The sequence below is a fragment of the Limoniibacter endophyticus genome, assembly GCF_014652835.1.
Classification (GTDB): Bacteria; Pseudomonadota; Alphaproteobacteria; order Rhizobiales; family Rhizobiaceae; genus Limoniibacter; species Limoniibacter endophyticus.
Window position 1 is genome coordinate 126,998 of record NZ_BMZO01000008.1, and the last position, 16,675, is coordinate 143,672.

The following is a 16,675-nucleotide window of genomic DNA, read 5'->3' on the forward strand; positions in this document are numbered from 1 at the left end:
GGGCAAGGCGGTGTAACCGCCAGGCGAAAAGCACCCATGCGCGACACCAGGCTCCCCGAAGGGAGCCTTTTTTGTTTCCAAAAACGCTTCAAGACAGTGAACAGGGAAGAGACCGGAGAGATGACCAGCAGCGCAAACGAGAGCGAACGACGTGAGATGACGGGAGCCGAAATGGTGATCCAGGCTCTCAAGGACAATGGCGTCGAGCATATTTTCGGCTACCCTGGCGGCGCAGTTCTTCCAATCTTCGATGAGCTGTTTCAGCAAGACGAGGTTCATCACGTCCTCGTTCGGCATGAGCAGGGGGCGGGACATGCGGCTGAGGGCTATGCGCGCTCGACCGGCAAATGCGGCGTTATGCTGGTGACTTCGGGGCCGGGGGCGACCAACGCCGTCACGCCGCTGCAGGACGCCCTGATGGATTCAATCCCGCTCGTTTGCATCAGCGGGCAGGTGCCGACGGCGCTCATTGGTTCGGATGCGTTCCAGGAGTGCGACACGGTTGGCATTACGCGTCCCTGTACCAAGCATAATTGGCTTGTCCGCGACGTCAACCAATTGTCGGCGATCATTCACGAAGCGTTCCATGTCGCGACAACGGGGCGCCCCGGCCCGGTCGTCGTCGATGTACCCAAGGACATCCAGTTCGCACGTGGCATCTACACGCCACCGCAAACAGCGCCTCGCACCTCCTACAAGCCGGTCACAACGGGCGATGCCGGCGCGATCAAGGCGGCAATCGAACTGCTGGCTTCGGCCAAAAAGCCGGTCATTTACTCCGGCGGCGGCGTCATCAATTCCGGTCGTGAAGCATCGCGTCTCCTGCGCGAACTGGTAGAATTGACCGACGCGCCGATCACCTCGACGCTGATGGGCCTCGGTGCCTATCCCGCATCCGGCAAGAACTGGCTCGGCATGCTGGGTATGCACGGCACTTTCGAAGCAAACATGACGATGCATGACTGCGATGTCATGCTTTGCATCGGCGCGCGCTTCGACGACCGCATCACAGGCCGACTGAACGCTTTTTCGCCGGACTCAAAGAAAATCCACATCGATATTGATCCATCCTCGATCAACAAGAACGTTCACGTTGATGTCCCGATTATCGGGGATGTCGGTAACGTATTGGAAGACATGGTGCGCCTGTGGCGCGCGCGTGGAGCAGCAGACAAGGCCGCGCTCAAGCCGTGGTGGGAGCAGATCGAGCGGTGGCGGGCGCGCAACTCTCTGGCATTCGAGCAGAATCGCGACGTCATCATGCCGCAATATGCGATACAGCGCCTCTATGAGAAGACAAAGCATCTGAACCCCTATATCACCACGGAAGTTGGCCAGCATCAGATGTGGGCCGCCCAGCATTTCGGCTTCGAAGAGCCGAACCAATGGATGACGTCCGGCGGTCTCGGCACGATGGGTTACGGCTTGCCGGCGGCACTGGGCGTGCAGATCGCGCATCCAGATGCTCTGGTCATCGACATCGCGGGTGACGCCTCGGTACAGATGAATATTCAGGAGATGTCGTCGGCCATCCAGCACGATGCACCGATCAAGGTCTTCATCCTCAACAATCAATATATGGGGATGGTGCGCCAGTGGCAGCAGCTTCTGCATGGCAACCGCCTGTCGAACTCATATACCGAAGCGATGCCGGATTTCGTCAAGCTCGCAGAAGCCTATGGGGGACATGGTATTCGCTGCGAAAAGCCTGTCGATCTCGACGCGGCGATCGACGAGATGATCTCGATCCGCAAGCCTGTCATCTTCGATTGTCGCGTTGCCAATCTTGCCAATTGCTTCCCGATGATCCCGTCCGGCAAAGCGCATAATGAAATGCTGCTTCCCGATGAGGCGAGCGACGAAGCCGTTGCAACCGCGATCGACGAAAAAGGCCGTCAGCTCGTCTGACCAACCGGAAGTGGAATTGAAACAATGAACGCACATCTACAGCCAACCGGTTCAGCATATTTCATAGCACCGGAAACCGAGACCCGCGAACGCCATACGCTATCGGTTCTCGTCGATAACGAGCCGGGCGTTCTTGCCCGAGTGATAGGCCTGTTTTCCGGGCGGGGGTACAATATTGACAGCTTGACCGTTTCGGAAACCGAGCACCAGAAGCACCTGTCCCGCATCACCATTGTTACCAGCGGCACGCCGCATGTGCTTGTTCAAATACGTCACCAGTTGGAACGGCTGGTACCAGTGCATAAGGTTGTGGACCTTTCCCTGCGCGCCAGGGAACTTGGTTACGAACGCCCGCTCGAACGTGAGCTGGCGCTCGTCAAGGTGCGCAATAAAGGCGACGATCGCGTCGAGGCGTTGCGCCTGGCCGATGCCTTCAAGGCGAATGTGGTCGATGCCAATACCGAGCATTTCATCTTCGAGCTGACTGGACGCGTTTCGAAAATCGAGCAGTTCATCGCCATCATGCAGCCACTTGGTCTCGTTGAAGTCTGCCGGACAGGTGTTGCTTCAATGAGCCGCGGACCTGAAAGCATGGCATGATGGAACCGTCCTTTGCTGCATCTGCCCTGCAGATGCTTTTGCCTGTCGCGCTTTTCGGTGTCGCCTCATCGATCACGCCGGGTCCCAACAATTTCATGCTTCTGTCGTCGGGGGTCAATTTCGGCTTCCGGCGCACGCTGCCGCACATGTGGGGAATCGTCGCTGGCGGCATCAGCCTGTTCCTCGCCGTGGGACTGGGACTTGGCGCTATCATCAAGGCGTTTCCTGAGTTGCACCTCGTTCTGAAGATTGCCGGCGGCGGATATCTGCTCTACCTCGCCTGGAAGATTGCCAGTTCCAGAACGATGAAGAGCGGAAAGAGCGCCGACGCCGCCTATCCGCTGAGCTTTATTCAGGCGGCGCTCTTCCAATGGGTCAACCCCAAGGCCTGGGTGCTGGCACTCACTGCGTTCTCGCTCTACGCCGATCCGCGTTTCCCGTTCTGGTCCGTGCTGATCATCACGGCAATTCTGTCGACGGTGAATATTCCCTGCGTTTCGACCTGGGCCGGTTTTGGCGTCGCCCTGCGTGGTTTCCTCGCCGATCCTGTGCGGTTGAAGTGGTTCAACATCTGCATGGGGATTCTTCTGGCGCTGTCGATCTGGCCGATGCTGCAGTGAGATAAAAGCGGATCGGACCCTGAGGCGCTTTTTCTCGCGAGATTTAGCGCTTTTGCAATCTCACGCTTCTGTCGCCAAAAACTTTGTCAGCAGTGTCCGAATCTGCCATGAGAAGCGCATGCAGTTTTCTCCGCAGCAGGACCAGGCGCTGAAGGCCGTTTCGCAATGGCTCTCCAAAGGTAAAACGCCGCTTTTCAGGCTTTTCGGCTACGCCGGAACGGGCAAGACAACACTTGCACGCTATTTTGCCGAACATGTTGATGGTTCCGTGCAGTTCGCCGCATTCACCGGCAAAGCTGCGCAGGTTCTGCGCTCAAAAGGCGCGACCAACGCGCGAACTATCCATTCCCTGATCTACCGCCCCCGCGGCGAAGAGGCGGTCGAGGACGAGGTGACTGGGCGGACTTCCATGTCTCCCACCTTCGCCATTAATCGTCAGAGTCCGATTTCCAAAGCGGCGCTTCTCGTCATTGATGAATGCTCGATGGTCGATGAAGCGATGGGGCGTGATCTTCTCTCCTTCGGAACGCCGATTCTCGTGCTTGGTGATCCGGGCCAGTTGCCGCCTATTTCCGGCGGCGGGTTCTTCACTGAACAAGAACCGGATTTCCTGCTGACCGAAATTCACCGGCAGGCGCGCGACAATCCGATTCTGCGGCTTGCTCTTGATGCGCGGGAAGGTCGGGCACTCGACTATGGCGATTTTGGCAGCGCGCAGGTTATCGGAAAGAACGACGTCGATCGCGATCTTGTTCTGGATGCGGATCAGGTATTGATCGGCACGAACAGAACCCGTCGGCGCTACAATGCGCGGCTGCGGGAGTTGAAAGGTTTTTCAGCCAGCTATCCGCAAGCGGGCGACAAGCTCGTGTGTCTGCGCAATGATCCGTCCAAGGGCTTGCTCAACGGGTCGCTCTGGAAAGTGATGACCGCGTCACGCGAGTCAGTGAAGCCGGGGATTAACCTCCTGGTCACGCCGGAAGAGGACGATCCGGACCGCGGGATGGCCAAGATCAAGCTCTTGAAGAGCGCGTTTGATGATCCGGATACGGAAGTGCCGTGGCAGACCAAGAAGCGTTATGACGATTTCGATTACGGCTACGCGCTCACCGTGCACAAGGCGCAGGGTTCGCAGTGGAACAACGTCGTGCTCTTCGATGAGAGCTACGCATTTCGCGACACGCGTCAGAAATGGCTTTACACCGCGATCACGCGAGCGGCGGAGCGCCTGACGATCGTTCGCTAACGCGGCAAATATTAAGGGAGGTACGCTTCAAGCAGGTTGTGCCTCAAGCCAAGCCCAGGCGTCTGCCTCTTCATCCACGTTGAAATGCCGCATTTCAACATCCGTACTGAGAGCTGCCAGCTGGAGAAGCGGGTTTTGCCAAGCGCGTTCGCAAACCAGAGCCAGCCGCCGCACATGGGGAGAAGCATCGCGATTGTCGCTCAGGCGATCGTCGCCCATGCCTGCATCAAGATCGATCTCGTCTATTTCGCGCGCCTGCATCAGCACATCGATGCGGTCGTGCAGCGTGTAGCCTGCCTCGATCAAGCCATAGAAATTCTCGATATCAGCGGCTGTCACGAGACCGAATATCTCTACAGCAAGCAGCTCGGGGCGGTTCGTGTCAATTTTGCGGATCGCCGGCGGGCGGTCATTAATCGGCATGTCTTCCTCATGGTTCGTGCATGGACCAATGCGAAACTGCGGAGTGCGTCTTTCCGTTCCCTCTCGGCTCGCATAGTGTATGTCAAACCAGCCTTGGAATCATGAAATGACAGCGACACTTTCGGTTAATCTCAACGCGGTGGCACTTTTGCGCAATCGTCGTGATCTGCCCTGGCCGAACGTGACGCATCTTGGACGTATCGCGCTTCAGGCAGGGGCGGCGGGCTTGACCGTGCATCCCCGTCCGGACCAGCGTCATACGCGTTTTGCGGATCTGCCGGAGCTGCGAAAGCTCATCGACACAGAGTTCCCCAAGGCGGAATTCAATATTGAAGGCTACCCGACCGAGGAATTCATCGATCTGTGCCTCCGAAACAGGCCGGAGCAGGTAACGCTGGTTCCAGACGATCCAGCGCAGGCCACCTCCGACCATGGCTGGGATTTCCTTCGGCATGGGGAAGGGCTTGCGAGGGTGATTGCGCTTTTCAAGGCGGAGGATATGCGTGTGTCGCTGTTTGCCGATGCCGATGCCGGAGCGATGGCAGCAGCGAAGGCGACGGGAGCGGATCGTGTGGAGTTCTACACTGGACCGTATGCCGCTTATCACAATGATTCCGCTTCTGCCGCCAAGCAATTGCAAATGCTCGCGGAAGCGGCGCAGGAAGCAGATCGCCTGGGCCTGGGCATCAATGCTGGGCATGACCTGACGGTCGCGAATATTCCGGCTCTGGTCAGGGCGGTGCCGCAGCTTCTCGAAGTCTCTATCGGCCACGGATTGACAGCGGATGCGCTGGAATTCGGCATGGCGGGAAGCGTGCGGCGGTTCATCGCTGCTCTGCAAGGCTAAGGGGGAAAGCAGTTAGCCTCGCGTTAAAATGCCACTTCTTTTTCTTGTAGAAAGGAATATGCATTTCTTCCGGGCGCTCGTTGTGACGGGACTGACACGTCAAGGCGCCAGGGCTAAACCCTGCTACATGGCGGCAGCCTGTGCAGCGGCCAGGAGAGCAGTGCGTAATGGCAATCTCTAGCGAAGTACAAGCAGTCTCCGACACAGAAACACAGAAGACCCATGCCAATGAGGGCTTTCCCCTTCTTTTGCTTGGCGCGCTGGGTGTTGTTTATGGTGATATCGGCACAAGCCCGATCTATGCGTTTCGTGAGGCGCTTGCGGCAGCCGGCGGCGATGGCCGGATCTTGCGCGTAGATATTCTAGGTGTCATCTCAATGATCTTCTGGGCGCTGACACTGGTCGTCACACTCAAATACGTTGTGTTCGTGCTACGCGCGGATAATAAGGGTGAGGGCGGCATCCTCTCCTTGATGGCACTGGCTCGCTCACATGCGCGCAGCCACCCGCGAACGGTCACGCTGCTTGGAATATGCGGTGCGGCCTTGTTCTTCGGCGACGCTGTCATTACGCCTTCGATTTCAGTTCTTTCGGCTATTGAGGGCTTCAAGATCGTTGCACCTGATCTTGAAGCTTACGTTGTTCCGGTCACGCTACTGGTTCTTATCACGCTCTTCGCGGTGCAGAGGTTCGGTACTGGCAAGGTCGCAGCAGTGTTCGGACCGATCACCGCACTCTGGTTTCTGGCGTTAGGCTATTTCGGTCTGGTTCACATATTCGACGATCCGACCGTCCTTTACGCGATCAATCCGTACTACGCTTTCGAATATGCGATCCTGAGTCCCGCGACGACCTTTGCCGTCGTTGGAGCGATCTTTCTCGCCGTGACAGGTGCAGAAGCGCTTTATGCCGATCTCGGACATTTCGGGCGCCGGCCCATTGTCGTAGCATGGCTGGCTATCGTCTTTCCGTGCCTGCTATTGAATTATTTTGGGCAGGGGGCTTTCGTTCTGGCGCATGAGCACGCGCTGGAAAATCCATTCTACCAGATGTTCCCGCAATGGGCGCTTCTGCCGATGGTGCTCCTGGCAACGGCTGCCACGGTAATCGCCAGCCAGGCGGTCATCACCGGGGCCTTTTCGCTTGCCAGACAGGCAGCGCAGTTGAAGCTTCTGCCACGTCTGGACATTCGGCACACCTCTGCAAAGCAATTCGGCCAGATCTACGTACCGCGCATTAATCTTCTGCTTTGCATCGTCGTCATTGCTCTCGTAGTCGGTTTTGGTGAATCCGGTAACCTCGCGTCGGCCTATGGGATCGCTGTCACTGGCAACATGATCGTCACCAGCATTCTTCTCGCTGTCGTGATGATGCGGGTGTGGAACTGGGGAAAGAAGATCGTGGTCCCATTGATCCTCGGTTTCCTGGTTTTCGATTTCCTCTTCTTCACCTCCAACCTCTCAAAGCTTCACGAAGGTGGCTGGGTGTCTATCCTCATGGCGATCTGCGTCATGGCTGCCATCATCATCTGGCAGCGCGGTTCGCAAGAATTGTTCGAGCGCACGCGTCGTAGCGAAATTCCCATAGAAGTGCTCGTCAAACAGATGAGCCAGCGCCCGCCGTTGATCGTGCCGGGCACCGCCGTCTTTCTGACAGGCGATGCAACCTGCGCGCCAACTGCGCTGATGCACAGTCTCAAGCATTACAAGGTGCTGCATGAGAAAAACGTGATCCTTACCGTCGAAACCACGGGAACGCCCCGTGTTCCGGCAGATGAACGTGCTTCTGTCTCTCAGTTCAGCGAACGTTTCATGCAGGTAACCCTCCGTTTCGGCTACATGGAAGAGCCCAACGTCCCGCGCGCCTTGGCCTCGTTGCACAAGCTTGGCTGGAAGTTCGATATCATGACGACATCCTTCTTTCTGTCGCGTCGTTCGCTCAGAACCAACACGCGGTATGGCAGGAAGATTTTTGATCGAATCTTCATTACCTTTGCGCGCTCGGCTGCGGACGCGACGGAATATTTCCGTATACCGACCGGGCGTGTCGTCGAGATTGGCATGCAGGTAACGCTGTAAGGACTAGGATGGCTGAAATCCCGTGTTTCCGCCGTTTTCACACGCGCAATAAGTTTTCAAAAAACATCTTGCAAAAGCAATCTTGCTTCGACATATTGCCGAACCGTAACGTACGGTACGGTGATATGTCACAAGGAATCGACATGGCGGGCGAGTGGACAGAGCGTCAGGTAGACGTTCTCAACGCGGTTTTGCGCCTGCTGGTCGACAAGGGTGACAATCTGACCATGGCGGCCGTCGCGCGGCATGCAAGCTGCTCGAAGGAAACGCTCTACAAGTGGTTCGGGGATCGGGATGGGCTGCTTGCAGCGACGGTACGTTGGCAGGCCTATCGGGTGCGGGCGGGCAATTACGATGTCCAGAAGCTCGATGCTGGCGCGTTGCGCGACAGTCTCGATGGATTTGCCGTCAACTGGTTGAGCGTCATCTCTAGCCCAACGTCGCTAGCGCTCAACCGGGTAGGGGTCGCCCATACCTTGTCCGGAAAGGACAACCTCGGGCCGATCGTGCTCGAGAATGGACGCTTCGCCATTGGCGAACGCCTCAAGCCTCTGCTGGAAGCAGCGCGTGAAGCGGGACTGCTTGCCTTCGAGGATAGCGAAATTGCCTTTCAGACCTTCTTCGGGCTGGTAGGGCGCGACATTCAGATACGATTGCTGTTGGGCGATCGACTGGAAATGACTGAAGCGACGATCGCACGCGATGCAGCGCGCGCCGTGCAGCAGTTTATGGCTCTTTATGGGGCCGAAAAGAAACGGGCGGGCGCAGATGCGCCGCTGAATTGACCATAGTAGGGAAGAGAAACATGCGTGTTTATTACGATCGCGATGCAGACCTCAATCTGATCAAGTCCAAGAAAGTCGTGATCATCGGTTATGGCAGCCAGGGCCGCGCCCACGCGCTGAACCTGAAGGATTCCGGCGCCAAGGAAATCGCCGTTGCGCTGCGCGAAGGTTCAGCCACTGCCAAGAAGGCTGAAGCTGATGGCTTCAAGGTCATGTCGGTTGCCGAGGCTGCCAAGTGGGCAGACCTGATGATGATGGCTACGCCGGACGAGTTGCAGGCCGACATCTACAAGGAACATATTGCTCCTAACATCCGTGACGGCGCGGCCATTGCCTTCGCGCACGGCCTCAATGTGCACTTTGGTCTGATTGAGCCCAAGGCTTCGGTCGACGTTCTGATGATCGCACCGAAGGGACCCGGACATACGGTTCGCGGTGAATTCGAGCGCGGCGGCGGTGTCCCCTGTCTCGTTGCTATCCACCAGAATGCTTCGGGTAATGCACTCGAACTCGGCTTGTCCTATGCGTGCGGCGTGGGTGGCGGTCGTTCTGGCATCATCGAAACCACATTTAAGGAAGAGTGCGAAACGGATCTGTTCGGTGAGCAGGTCGTTCTGTGCGGCGGTCTGGTCGAACTGATTCGCGCTGGCTTCGAAACGCTGGTGGAAGGCGGTTATGCGCCGGAAATGGCTTATTTCGAGTGCTTGCATGAGGTGAAGCTGATCGTCGACCTGATCTATGAAGGCGGCATCGCCAACATGAACTACTCGATCTCGAACACCGCCGAGTGGGGCGAGTATGTCACGGGCCCGCGTATCATCACTGCCGAAACCAAGGCCGAGATGAAACGCGTCCTCACCGACATTCAGACCGGCAAGTTTACGTCGGACTGGATGCAGGAATACAAGGCCGGCGGTGCACGCTTCAAGGGCATTCGTCGCCTGAACGACAGCCACCAGATCGAGGAGGTCGGCGAAAAGCTGCGCGCCATGATGCCATGGATTTCCAAGAACAAGCTGGTCGACAAGGCGAAGAACTAGTTCAGTCTTCCTCCCAAGACGCGAAAAGGCGCTCGGTCGAGCGCCTTTTCTGCTTTTAATGTCTCACGAAACTCAGACGTATGGCGATATGCACTGACGACGCGGACCGTTATACGGCTGGAACGTATTGTCATATGCGCGGTAAGACCGATAGCGGTTTGCGCACCAGTTCACATGTGCCGAACCGCCACGATAGACCCGGCGTGGCGCATAGTAGCGCGGCGCGGGTCGACCAAATTCCAGATAGATCCCGGAACGCGGGCCATAGTGGCGATAGTGCGGGCGATATGGCCGGTGATGACGGCGCCAATGGCGGTCTCCGCGCCAATGACGTCGGTCATCACGCCAGCGCCGGTCATATTGTACTGTCTGGGCCTGAGATGCTGTGTCCGCAGTCTGCTGAACGACATTGGCTCCGGCGGCGAGACCTGCTGGGGCTGCTGCGGCAGAACCGGCACCGATCATGCCGAGACCAACGGCAAGCAGCCCTGCATGTAGAAGGGTTGTAAGCCTGGGTTTCATCACGTCTCTCCCAACTTTCCTGACGGCATGAGTGCCGTGCGCGAGGTGAACCGAGGTTCATGCTGCATAATCTAGGACGTGAGCCTGAACCTGACATGAACGGAAATCTTCGCTTTTTGTTGCATTGAGCGCAATTCCGGGCGCTGGCTCTCCATCTGACGGATGCTCGTCGCAAACCTCCGCGCGTCCGCCTCGCCGGGAGAGCCTGTTCGCGTGAAATTAACACTCGTTCGTCAAGTTGAATTTCGAATGTTGGAACATTTCCCGTTATCGCGTCGTTAATTTTTCATGAATTTTCGAGATGTGCCCGGTCAGCCGGCTGCATCGGCTCCCAAGGAGGGTGCACGAAATGAACATGACGAACGCTATCCAGTCATCGGTTGCCGTGACGATCATTGCGGCCGTCTCCCTTTTTGCCGCAATTTCCAGCGCAGCCTCGCAAGATGGTGAAATGCTGGATGTCTATGGCCCGATCTACAAGGAAGCCGCGCTGCTTGAGGCGCAGGCGTCCATATGCGGCACCAATATCGAAGCCAGCGATGTCGCCTTCAAAAAACTGATGCGGGAGGAAAACCTGCCGGAAGATATTGCCGTGGAGATTGTGTCCGACATGGCCACGGTCATTATCGATGAATCTGCTGCTACCAAGGATTCTGCTGCCCGCTTCTGTTCGGAAGTGCCATCCATGGTCGCTAAACTCTAAGCCAGTCGCCTTCATCTTAGGCATAAAAGGCCGCGATTCCGCGGCCTTTTATATTGATATAATTCTTACTGAGCCTGTCCTGCTGCCTTTGCGGCCTCAAGCCAGCCATCAACTTTGCTGCGATTTTCCTCGATGTACTCAGCGGCCTGCTTCTTGATATCCTCGGGGCTATCGGCGCCGTTCTTCATTTCGGCGTTCTGCTTGAGAACGAACTCGATCGACATGGAGGCCTCTTCGAGCAGCGTGCGAGCCGCTGGATTCTCTTCCAGAAATTCCTTGTTCGCTACGGGGCGAATATCATTGACCGGCCAACCCAGAACGCATGGCTGCGCGACGCAGCCTTCGATCTCATCCAGCGTCGCGGAATCGGCCAGATCGCGTTGCTCTTCCGGCAAGTCGACAGAGGGCGTCTGAATCCACACGACGTCCCGTCCCGGCTTCAGCTCGTCGACTGTCCAGTTGGGTGTCCAAGTGTAGAAGAGGATCGGCTCGCCTGCCTCATACGCAGCGATGGCATCGGCCATGGAGGCCGAATAATTGGCCTTGATAGGGTTGATATGGTCGTGGAGCTCGAAGGCATCCATCTGATACGTGATCGTTTCTTCGCAGCCCCAGCCTGGAGGGCAGGCGACGAGATCCGCTTTACCGTCACCATTGCGATCGAACGCCTTCTTGACCTCGTCGCGCTTGAAGTCGTCAAGTGTTTTGATATCGAATTTTTCAGCCGAAGCCTTGTCGACCAGATATCCCTGCAATGCGCCCTGCCTGGCGACATAGCCAACCTGCTCGCCTCCGAAGCCCTCTTGCTCGACGTAAAGATTGTGCAGAGGAAACCAGCCGTCCGGATAGAGATCGGCACTGCCTTGCGAGACCGTCTGATAGGCGACCGGAACGTCCAGCGTGATCGCTTCGTCGACCGTGTAGCCCAGCTCCTCCAGGAGTTGGGTATAGAACGCGGTCATTATCCAGCCGGTGTCATCATTAGGTTGGACAACTCTCACCGATTTGCCTTCGCCAGGCAAAGAATCCTGCGCGATGGACTGGTTGAGGGGAGAGATAAGAGCGAGAATAGCAGAAGATACGAAAAGGTTGCGGGTATTCAGGAATTTCAAAACGACTTGGCTCCTTTGTGGGAATGATTGAAACACTATAGGGATCCTGTTAGCGGGTGTCACCCTTCGACGGAAATGATCTATAGAGTGACTTCAACTTGTGCTCCGGATTTCCGCAAGAGCGCGACGCAGAGGGTCATCCATCACCTGGATCAAGCCTGCAAAGGGCTTGTCCATATCGAGGATGAGATGAAGGGAGGTTGCCAGCACGAGAGCCGATGCGGCGACCGCGGAAATGACCATGGCATTGTGCGGTGCGCGATAGCCGTAGCTGATGAAGATCAGCGTCAGCCAGGCAACGAGCATGGCAATCAGCGCCAAAGGAATTCGCCCTTCGGATTGCTCTACGAGCGCCCAGCGCAGCTGTACGATCTGGCGGTATTGCTGGCGGGCCTCCTCAAGGAGATGAGGAAACGTAGATGGAGAAATGATCGATGAGATCTCGTCGCCCAGCTTGTCCAGTTCTTCGCCGGCAGGGTCCGGGCCCAGGCCGGTATGTGCGGCACGCAGCGGGTTTTCGATTGCCATCTCGACATAGCCGCGAAGCTGAGTGCGCGCCTCGTCCGCCGTCGGACCGCTATGGCGCAAGGTGCGGTCGAGAATGATCAGGTTTGTCGCGTATTGATGCACATTGGAATTAATGACCTCGAATGTACTTTTTGAGGAATTGATCATCAGCCCGAAAACCAGGGAGGTCATGACGACGAAGAGATTGGCCACCAGTCGAACCGTCGCCGTGGTCTCTTCGTCACGGTGCTTTTGCGGCAATTTCGGAAAGAAATGCATTGCCGTGACCGCGGCCCCCGCGAGCCACGCGAAGATCATAAAAGCCAGTGCGAGATCAGTCATACATCTCCCCCATAAGATGCTTCAAATATGAAGCGACGTTACAAGGCAAGGAGCATATGATCTATAGTGTCAGGGGAGAATGACGGCGTTTCAGCCTGAACCTGGTAGATAAAAAACTTTATCTTCTGGTCGTAAGTCGTTGCATTAAAAGGGAAAATGGTGGGTGATGTAGGGATCGAACCTACGACCCGCTGATTAAGAGTCAGCTGCTCTACCAACTGAGCTAATCACCCGCCAGCCGCGTCGTGTGCGGTGACGGCGATATACCCAAGGCGTTTATCGCTGTCTACCCCTCGGCCTCATAAAAGTGTCATTCCCGGCAAAATAATTTCAGCCGCCTGGGAAAAGGCGCTCAAACAAGCCGTCATAAGTGACAACCAGCCCTTCACGATCAATGGTCAGGTCGGCCTCGAAACCCGCCAACAGGCCGAGATCGATATAGCGCACTCTGTTCCGGTCCAGGCGGATGTATTTCTGGCGGGAACGGGAGACCTCCAGCGTTGCACCGTCCACGTAGGCGACATCGAGTTCAAGAGTATCGCCGGGTTTGACACCTGTTCGCCGGATAGGAAGCGTGTTGCAGAACGGGGTGAGCGAAAGGTCGGGTTCCTCCAGGCCGTCGAGGTCAGCACGGTGCGCGCCGTTGACCCTCCAAGTGGTGCCGGTCCGTTCGAGAATTAACGCATCCTGGCGGCCTTGCATCCATCGTCGGATCGCCAGTCGAAGAGTGCGCCAATCCGGGCTGAGATGCCAGAAATGCTCGACACGAATGCCATCAGCTTCGAGACAGAGCAGGTTGCCCTGTACTTGTACCGAGGATGCAGATGCGCTCACCTGGAGGTGCTCCAGCCCCTCCAGGTCCAATCTGCGCCAGAAAACCGTCCTTTGCATCTGCCTCTTCCTTCAGACGAGCAGTTTGCCTTCTGAAATCTTCACTGCATGTCCACCTATACGCGCTGTGTCGATTGCACCGCCGACAATGTCCATCTCCAGACGGATGCGCGACGGCCGATTTATTTCCATGCCTTGCTCCACCCAGAGCCGATGAGCTCCTTCCGGCATCCTGTCGAAATGCTGGATTGCACCGGCAAGGGCTGCCACAGCCGAGCCCGTTGCCGGGTCCTCGCCGCCGTCAGGGAAAGGCGAGAATTTGCGAGCATGAAAGGCGCAGTCCGAACCGATGCATTCACGGCAGTAGAGATAGGCGGACGGCGTTGTGGCGGGATAGTCTTCCAGCACGTCCGCCCAGATGGCGAGGTCGATGCGGGCGCGCGCTATGGCTGCCAGGCCGTGGATGGGAATTAGTGCAATCGGGTTGCCGGCGGTCCAGAGCATCGGCTGATGATTTTCAAAGCCGATGTCGGAGTGATCGAGGCCCAGCGCTGCGGCGGCAAGCTCTGGTTGAATGCTGCTAGCGACCGGGGCAGGCAATCGTGGCAGATCGAATTCAGCAAAGCACTTGTCAGTCAGGTCGACAACACATCGCACCACGCCGACATTCTCCTCAAGCGCCATGATGGCCGTGCGATCATTGGCGGCATCCCGGTTGCGTTCGCCAATTGCGATGGCTGCGCCCACGGTGGGATGTCCTGCGAAATCGAGCTCGGCAAAGGGCGTGAAGATGCGTAGACGTGCGGTGTGGCGTTTGTCCTCTGGCGGCAGCACGAAGACAGTCTCGGACAGGTTGAACTCCCTGGCGATTGCCTGCATACGCGGGGCATCCAGGCCTTCGGCATTCCATACGATGGCGAGCTGATTGCCGGAAAGTGGCTTCTCGGTGAAAACGTCATAGGTGCTGAAGGCACGTGTGGTCATATGGCCCTGCTTTTCGGGTTGCGAATATCGGCTTCCTGCTCGAAGGTTTGCCCGAAACGATGATTTGCGCAAGGGATGGAAATGGTCGAGACGATCACGCAGACGCAAGCAAGACGCATCGTGCTGGGAGCGCAGGGCTTTACTGCTGGCGCACCGCGTACGGAGCCGAAAAAGGCTCATCTGATGAAAGTCATCGACCGGCTTGGCCTGCTGCAGATCGACTCGGTCAGCGTCAGCGTGCGCGCGCATTACATGCCGGTCTTTTCGCGCCTCGGAGCCTATGACCAGAGCATGCTTGACCGTGCGGCGGCCAAGGCGCCGCGCCCGATTTTCGAATATTGGGGCCATGAGGCCTCCTACCTTCCGGTTGAGCTTCAGCCGCTCTTTCGCTGGCGCATGGAAGATGCTGCGCGAGGTGTGGGGACCTGGAAGGGAATCGCAAGATTCGCTTGTGAGCAATCGGCTTTCATAGAGAGGATTTTTTCCGAGATCGCAAAGCGCGGTCCGCTCTCGCCTTCCGATTTCGAAGAGAAAGGTCAGGGCGGCTGGTGGGGCTGGTCGGATGTGAAGCGAGCGATGGAAGTGCTCTTCTGGAGCGGCCTCATCACGTCCGCGGGACGTAAGGGCAGCATGGAAAGACTCTACGATCTGCCGGAGCGTGTACTGCCGGCAGCGATCATTGCTGCGCCTACGCCCGCGCGCGAGGATGCTCAACGCGCCCTGATCGCGCGTTCGGCAAAAAGTCTTGGCGTGGCCAGCGCGCAGGATTTACGGGATTATTACCGTCTTCCCGTGGCGGGATTCGCTGAGCGGCTGCGCGAACTGGTGGATGCGAAAGAGATTCAGGAGATTTACGTAAAAGGTTGGAAAGGCATATTTTTCCTGCATAGAGACGCCAGTGTGCCGAGGCGCGTCGAGGCCAATACTCTGCTTTCTCCCTTCGATCCGTTGATCTTTTATCGACCGCGCACGGAACGGTTCTTTGACTTTCACTATCGCATTGAGATCTACACGCCCGCCCATAAGCGCGAGTACGGTTACTATGTCATGCCATTTTTGATGGATGATCGGCTCGCTGCGCGTGTGGACCTGAAAGCTGATCGCAAACGCAGGGTGCTTCACGTGCTTTCTGCCTTTGCTGAGGAAAATGCAGGTGAGGAATGCGCGCCGCGCCTGCTTGCCGCCTTGTGGAAGCTTGCGCGCTGGCAGGGGCTGGAGGCAATGGAGATTGCAGATGCGGGCAATCTGGCGCGACGGTTGAAGGATGCCAACTCAGCGTGAAGCGAGCCATTCCTCGGGCCTTGCCTCGGCAATATCGTTCAGCAGACGCAGCATCCCGTTCGTCTGGTGCTGTGCAATCATTTTACCCTTTTCGGCCGTCGCAATGGCCGCATTGCCGACGACGCCGCGTGGATTAATATCGTTAGCGGCCCAGGAAAAGCCGAATGGACCCGTCGGACGCAGCAAATCGAAGGTCTCTTCCGCTCGATCATAGGACGAGACGAAATCCTGCGCCCGGTCCATCCGGACAAGCTCGGGCCTGAAATGCAGCATGAGCGATGTTTCGAGATCGCCGCCGTGGATGCCCTGCGCGATCTCCTTCGGAGGCAAAAGACCTTCCGGATATCCAAACCGGTTCCAGCTTGACTTGACCACCAGCAAGCCGTGGCGCACCCGCATGTCGCGGGCGACGATGCCCATGATTTCCTCATTGCCACCATGCGACGTGACAAAGATCATCTTGCGAAAACCCAACCTGGCGACTGCATCGCCCAGCGCGCGCCATTGCCGAATGAGCAGTTCCGGCTCCTGATGCAGCGTGCCCGGAGCGAATAGATGTTCGTCAGATTTCGTTACGGATTGAAGAGGAAGACAGCGCAGATCGATATTTTCAGGCAATTTGCCTGCCAATTCCGCGATCATGCCGCGCATAATGTTCGTGTCGGTCGAAAGAGGCAGGTGGGGTCCGTGTTGCTCCGTCGCGGCCAGTGGCAGCATGGCAATGGCCCGATCTGAATCGATGGCCTCGAAATCTTCGGCAGTGAACTCTTCCCACCAGATTGTTCGTGTCATAAGCCTTGCCTTTCGCTGAATTGCGGCATCTTTAGCAAGAGCGGCAAGGCTCGG

The 16,675-nt window shown here is 57.2% G+C and carries 17 protein-coding genes and 1 tRNA gene; 10 read left to right on the forward strand and 8 right to left on the reverse strand.

Annotation, left to right across the window (positions count from 1 at the left end; genetic code table 11):
- Nucleotides 1-120: 120 nt before the first annotated feature.
- The 4 genes from IE151_RS12590 (at nucleotide 121) to IE151_RS12605 (ending at nucleotide 4,374) form a co-directional block, all read left to right on the forward strand.
- Nucleotides 121-1,908, forward strand: coding sequence for an acetolactate synthase 3 large subunit (locus IE151_RS12590; RefSeq protein ID WP_189490696.1), 1,788 nt, complete (start codon nucleotides 121-123; stop codon nucleotides 1,906-1,908).
- Between the two features lie 24 nt (nucleotides 1,909-1,932).
- Nucleotides 1,933-2,508, forward strand: coding sequence for an acetolactate synthase small subunit (gene ilvN, locus IE151_RS12595; protein ID WP_189490698.1), 576 nt, complete (start codon nucleotides 1,933-1,935; stop codon nucleotides 2,506-2,508).
- Nucleotides 2,505-3,128, forward strand: coding sequence for a LysE family translocator (locus IE151_RS12600; protein ID WP_382344729.1), 624 nt, complete (start codon nucleotides 2,505-2,507; stop codon nucleotides 3,126-3,128). The genes ilvN and IE151_RS12600 overlap by 4 nt, the downstream gene beginning before the upstream one ends.
- Before the next feature lie 118 nt (nucleotides 3,129-3,246).
- Nucleotides 3,247-4,374: an ATP-dependent DNA helicase gene (locus tag IE151_RS12605; RefSeq protein ID WP_189490701.1), complete on the forward strand. Its 1,128-nt coding sequence runs from the start codon at nucleotides 3,247-3,249 to the stop codon at nucleotides 4,372-4,374.
- Between the two features lie 27 nt (nucleotides 4,375-4,401).
- On the opposite strand, the gene IE151_RS12610 is transcribed toward IE151_RS12605, so the two are convergent.
- Complete coding sequence (locus IE151_RS12610) at nucleotides 4,402-4,797, reverse strand: SpoIIAA family protein (RefSeq protein ID WP_189490703.1); 396 nt, start codon at nucleotides 4,795-4,797, stop codon at nucleotides 4,402-4,404.
- A 106-nt stretch (nucleotides 4,798-4,903) separates the two neighbouring features.
- On the opposite strand from IE151_RS12610, the gene IE151_RS12615 reads away from it, so the two are divergent.
- The 4 genes from IE151_RS12615 (at nucleotide 4,904) to ilvC (ending at nucleotide 9,547) form a co-directional block, all read left to right on the forward strand.
- Nucleotides 4,904-5,644, forward strand: a complete 741-nt coding sequence (locus IE151_RS12615; RefSeq protein ID WP_189490705.1) for a pyridoxine 5'-phosphate synthase — start codon at nucleotides 4,904-4,906, stop codon at nucleotides 5,642-5,644.
- A 167-nt stretch (nucleotides 5,645-5,811) separates the two neighbouring features.
- Nucleotides 5,812-7,722 (forward strand): potassium transporter Kup, encoded by a 1,911-nt coding sequence (locus IE151_RS12620; protein ID WP_189490707.1) that lies wholly within the window; start codon nucleotides 5,812-5,814, stop codon nucleotides 7,720-7,722.
- A gap of 125 nt (nucleotides 7,723-7,847) precedes the next feature.
- Entirely contained in the window at nucleotides 7,848-8,507 is a 660-nt protein-coding gene (locus IE151_RS12625; RefSeq protein ID WP_189490709.1) for a TetR/AcrR family transcriptional regulator C-terminal domain-containing protein, read from the forward strand.
- 20 nt (nucleotides 8,508-8,527) lie between these two features.
- Nucleotides 8,528-9,547: a ketol-acid reductoisomerase gene (ilvC, locus tag IE151_RS12630; protein ID WP_189490711.1), complete on the forward strand. Its 1,020-nt coding sequence runs from the start codon at nucleotides 8,528-8,530 to the stop codon at nucleotides 9,545-9,547.
- Between the two features lie 72 nt (nucleotides 9,548-9,619).
- On the opposite strand, the gene IE151_RS12635 is transcribed toward ilvC, so the two are convergent.
- Complete coding sequence (locus IE151_RS12635) at nucleotides 9,620-10,069, reverse strand: BA14K family protein (RefSeq protein WP_189490713.1); 450 nt, start codon at nucleotides 10,067-10,069, stop codon at nucleotides 9,620-9,622.
- A gap of 349 nt (nucleotides 10,070-10,418) precedes the next feature.
- Between IE151_RS12635 and IE151_RS12640 the strand changes: the two genes are divergently transcribed.
- On the forward strand, nucleotides 10,419-10,772 hold the full coding sequence (locus IE151_RS12640; protein ID WP_189490715.1) for a hypothetical protein: 354 nt from the start codon (nucleotides 10,419-10,421) through the stop codon (nucleotides 10,770-10,772).
- A 65-nt stretch (nucleotides 10,773-10,837) separates the two neighbouring features.
- Here the strand turns inward: IE151_RS12640 and proX are convergent, their stop codons facing one another.
- The 5 genes from proX to IE151_RS12665 form a co-directional block, all read right to left on the reverse strand.
- Nucleotides 10,838-11,884, reverse strand: a complete 1,047-nt coding sequence (proX, locus tag IE151_RS12645; protein WP_244636743.1) for a glycine betaine/L-proline ABC transporter substrate-binding protein ProX — start codon at nucleotides 11,882-11,884, stop codon at nucleotides 10,838-10,840.
- A gap of 93 nt (nucleotides 11,885-11,977) precedes the next feature.
- Nucleotides 11,978-12,733, reverse strand: a complete 756-nt coding sequence (locus IE151_RS12650) for a bestrophin-like domain (protein WP_189490718.1) — start codon at nucleotides 12,731-12,733, stop codon at nucleotides 11,978-11,980.
- A gap of 157 nt (nucleotides 12,734-12,890) precedes the next feature.
- Nucleotides 12,891-12,966, reverse strand: a tRNA-Lys gene (locus IE151_RS12655).
- A 97-nt stretch (nucleotides 12,967-13,063) separates the two neighbouring features.
- Complete coding sequence (locus IE151_RS12660; protein WP_189490720.1) at nucleotides 13,064-13,624, reverse strand: putative glycolipid-binding domain-containing protein; 561 nt, start codon at nucleotides 13,622-13,624, stop codon at nucleotides 13,064-13,066.
- A gap of 12 nt (nucleotides 13,625-13,636) precedes the next feature.
- Nucleotides 13,637-14,548: a PhzF family phenazine biosynthesis protein gene (locus IE151_RS12665; RefSeq protein ID WP_189490722.1), complete on the reverse strand. Its 912-nt coding sequence runs from the start codon at nucleotides 14,546-14,548 to the stop codon at nucleotides 13,637-13,639.
- A gap of 81 nt (nucleotides 14,549-14,629) precedes the next feature.
- On the opposite strand from IE151_RS12665, the gene IE151_RS12670 reads away from it, so the two are divergent.
- Complete coding sequence (locus tag IE151_RS12670) at nucleotides 14,630-15,829, forward strand: winged helix-turn-helix domain-containing protein (RefSeq protein WP_189490724.1); 1,200 nt, start codon at nucleotides 14,630-14,632, stop codon at nucleotides 15,827-15,829.
- On the opposite strand, the gene IE151_RS12675 is transcribed toward IE151_RS12670, so the two are convergent.
- Nucleotides 15,821-16,621 carry a creatininase family protein gene (locus IE151_RS12675; RefSeq protein ID WP_189490726.1) on the reverse strand — a complete coding sequence of 267 codons (801 nt, stop codon included), beginning with the start codon at nucleotides 16,619-16,621 and terminating at the stop codon, nucleotides 15,821-15,823. The two genes, IE151_RS12670 and IE151_RS12675, sit on opposite strands and share 9 nt — an antisense overlap.
- Nucleotides 16,622-16,675 lie beyond the last annotated feature (54 nt).

What these genes read in the sequence shown, in the direction of transcription:
- IE151_RS12590 (WP_189490696.1), top strand. Translation starts at nt 121, where the DNA reads ATGACCAGCAGCGCAAACGAGAGCGAACGACGTGAGATGACGGGAGCC.
- ilvN (WP_189490698.1), top strand. Translation starts at nt 1,933, where the DNA reads ATGAACGCACATCTACAGCCAACCGGTTCAGCATATTTCATAGCACCG.
- IE151_RS12600 (WP_382344729.1), top strand. Translation starts at nt 2,505, where the DNA reads ATGATGGAACCGTCCTTTGCTGCATCTGCCCTGCAGATGCTTTTGCCT.
- IE151_RS12605 (WP_189490701.1), top strand. Translation starts at nt 3,247, where the DNA reads ATGCAGTTTTCTCCGCAGCAGGACCAGGCGCTGAAGGCCGTTTCGCAA.
- IE151_RS12610 (WP_189490703.1), bottom strand. Translation starts at nt 4,797, where the DNA reads ATGCCGATTAATGACCGCCCGCCGGCGATCCGCAAAATTGACACGAAC.
- IE151_RS12615 (WP_189490705.1), top strand. Translation starts at nt 4,904, where the DNA reads ATGACAGCGACACTTTCGGTTAATCTCAACGCGGTGGCACTTTTGCGC.
- IE151_RS12620 (WP_189490707.1), top strand. Translation starts at nt 5,812, where the DNA reads ATGGCAATCTCTAGCGAAGTACAAGCAGTCTCCGACACAGAAACACAG.
- IE151_RS12625 (WP_189490709.1), top strand. Translation starts at nt 7,848, where the DNA reads ATGTCACAAGGAATCGACATGGCGGGCGAGTGGACAGAGCGTCAGGTA.
- ilvC (WP_189490711.1), top strand. Translation starts at nt 8,528, where the DNA reads ATGCGTGTTTATTACGATCGCGATGCAGACCTCAATCTGATCAAGTCC.
- IE151_RS12635 (WP_189490713.1), bottom strand. Translation starts at nt 10,069, where the DNA reads ATGAAACCCAGGCTTACAACCCTTCTACATGCAGGGCTGCTTGCCGTT.
- IE151_RS12640 (WP_189490715.1), top strand. Translation starts at nt 10,419, where the DNA reads ATGAACATGACGAACGCTATCCAGTCATCGGTTGCCGTGACGATCATT.
- IE151_RS12650 (WP_189490718.1), bottom strand. Translation starts at nt 12,733, where the DNA reads ATGACTGATCTCGCACTGGCTTTTATGATCTTCGCGTGGCTCGCGGGG.
- IE151_RS12660 (WP_189490720.1), bottom strand. Translation starts at nt 13,624, where the DNA reads ATGCAAAGGACGGTTTTCTGGCGCAGATTGGACCTGGAGGGGCTGGAG.
- IE151_RS12665 (WP_189490722.1), bottom strand. Translation starts at nt 14,548, where the DNA reads ATGACCACACGTGCCTTCAGCACCTATGACGTTTTCACCGAGAAGCCA.
- IE151_RS12670 (WP_189490724.1), top strand. Translation starts at nt 14,630, where the DNA reads ATGGTCGAGACGATCACGCAGACGCAAGCAAGACGCATCGTGCTGGGA.
- IE151_RS12675 (WP_189490726.1), bottom strand. Translation starts at nt 16,621, where the DNA reads ATGACACGAACAATCTGGTGGGAAGAGTTCACTGCCGAAGATTTCGAG.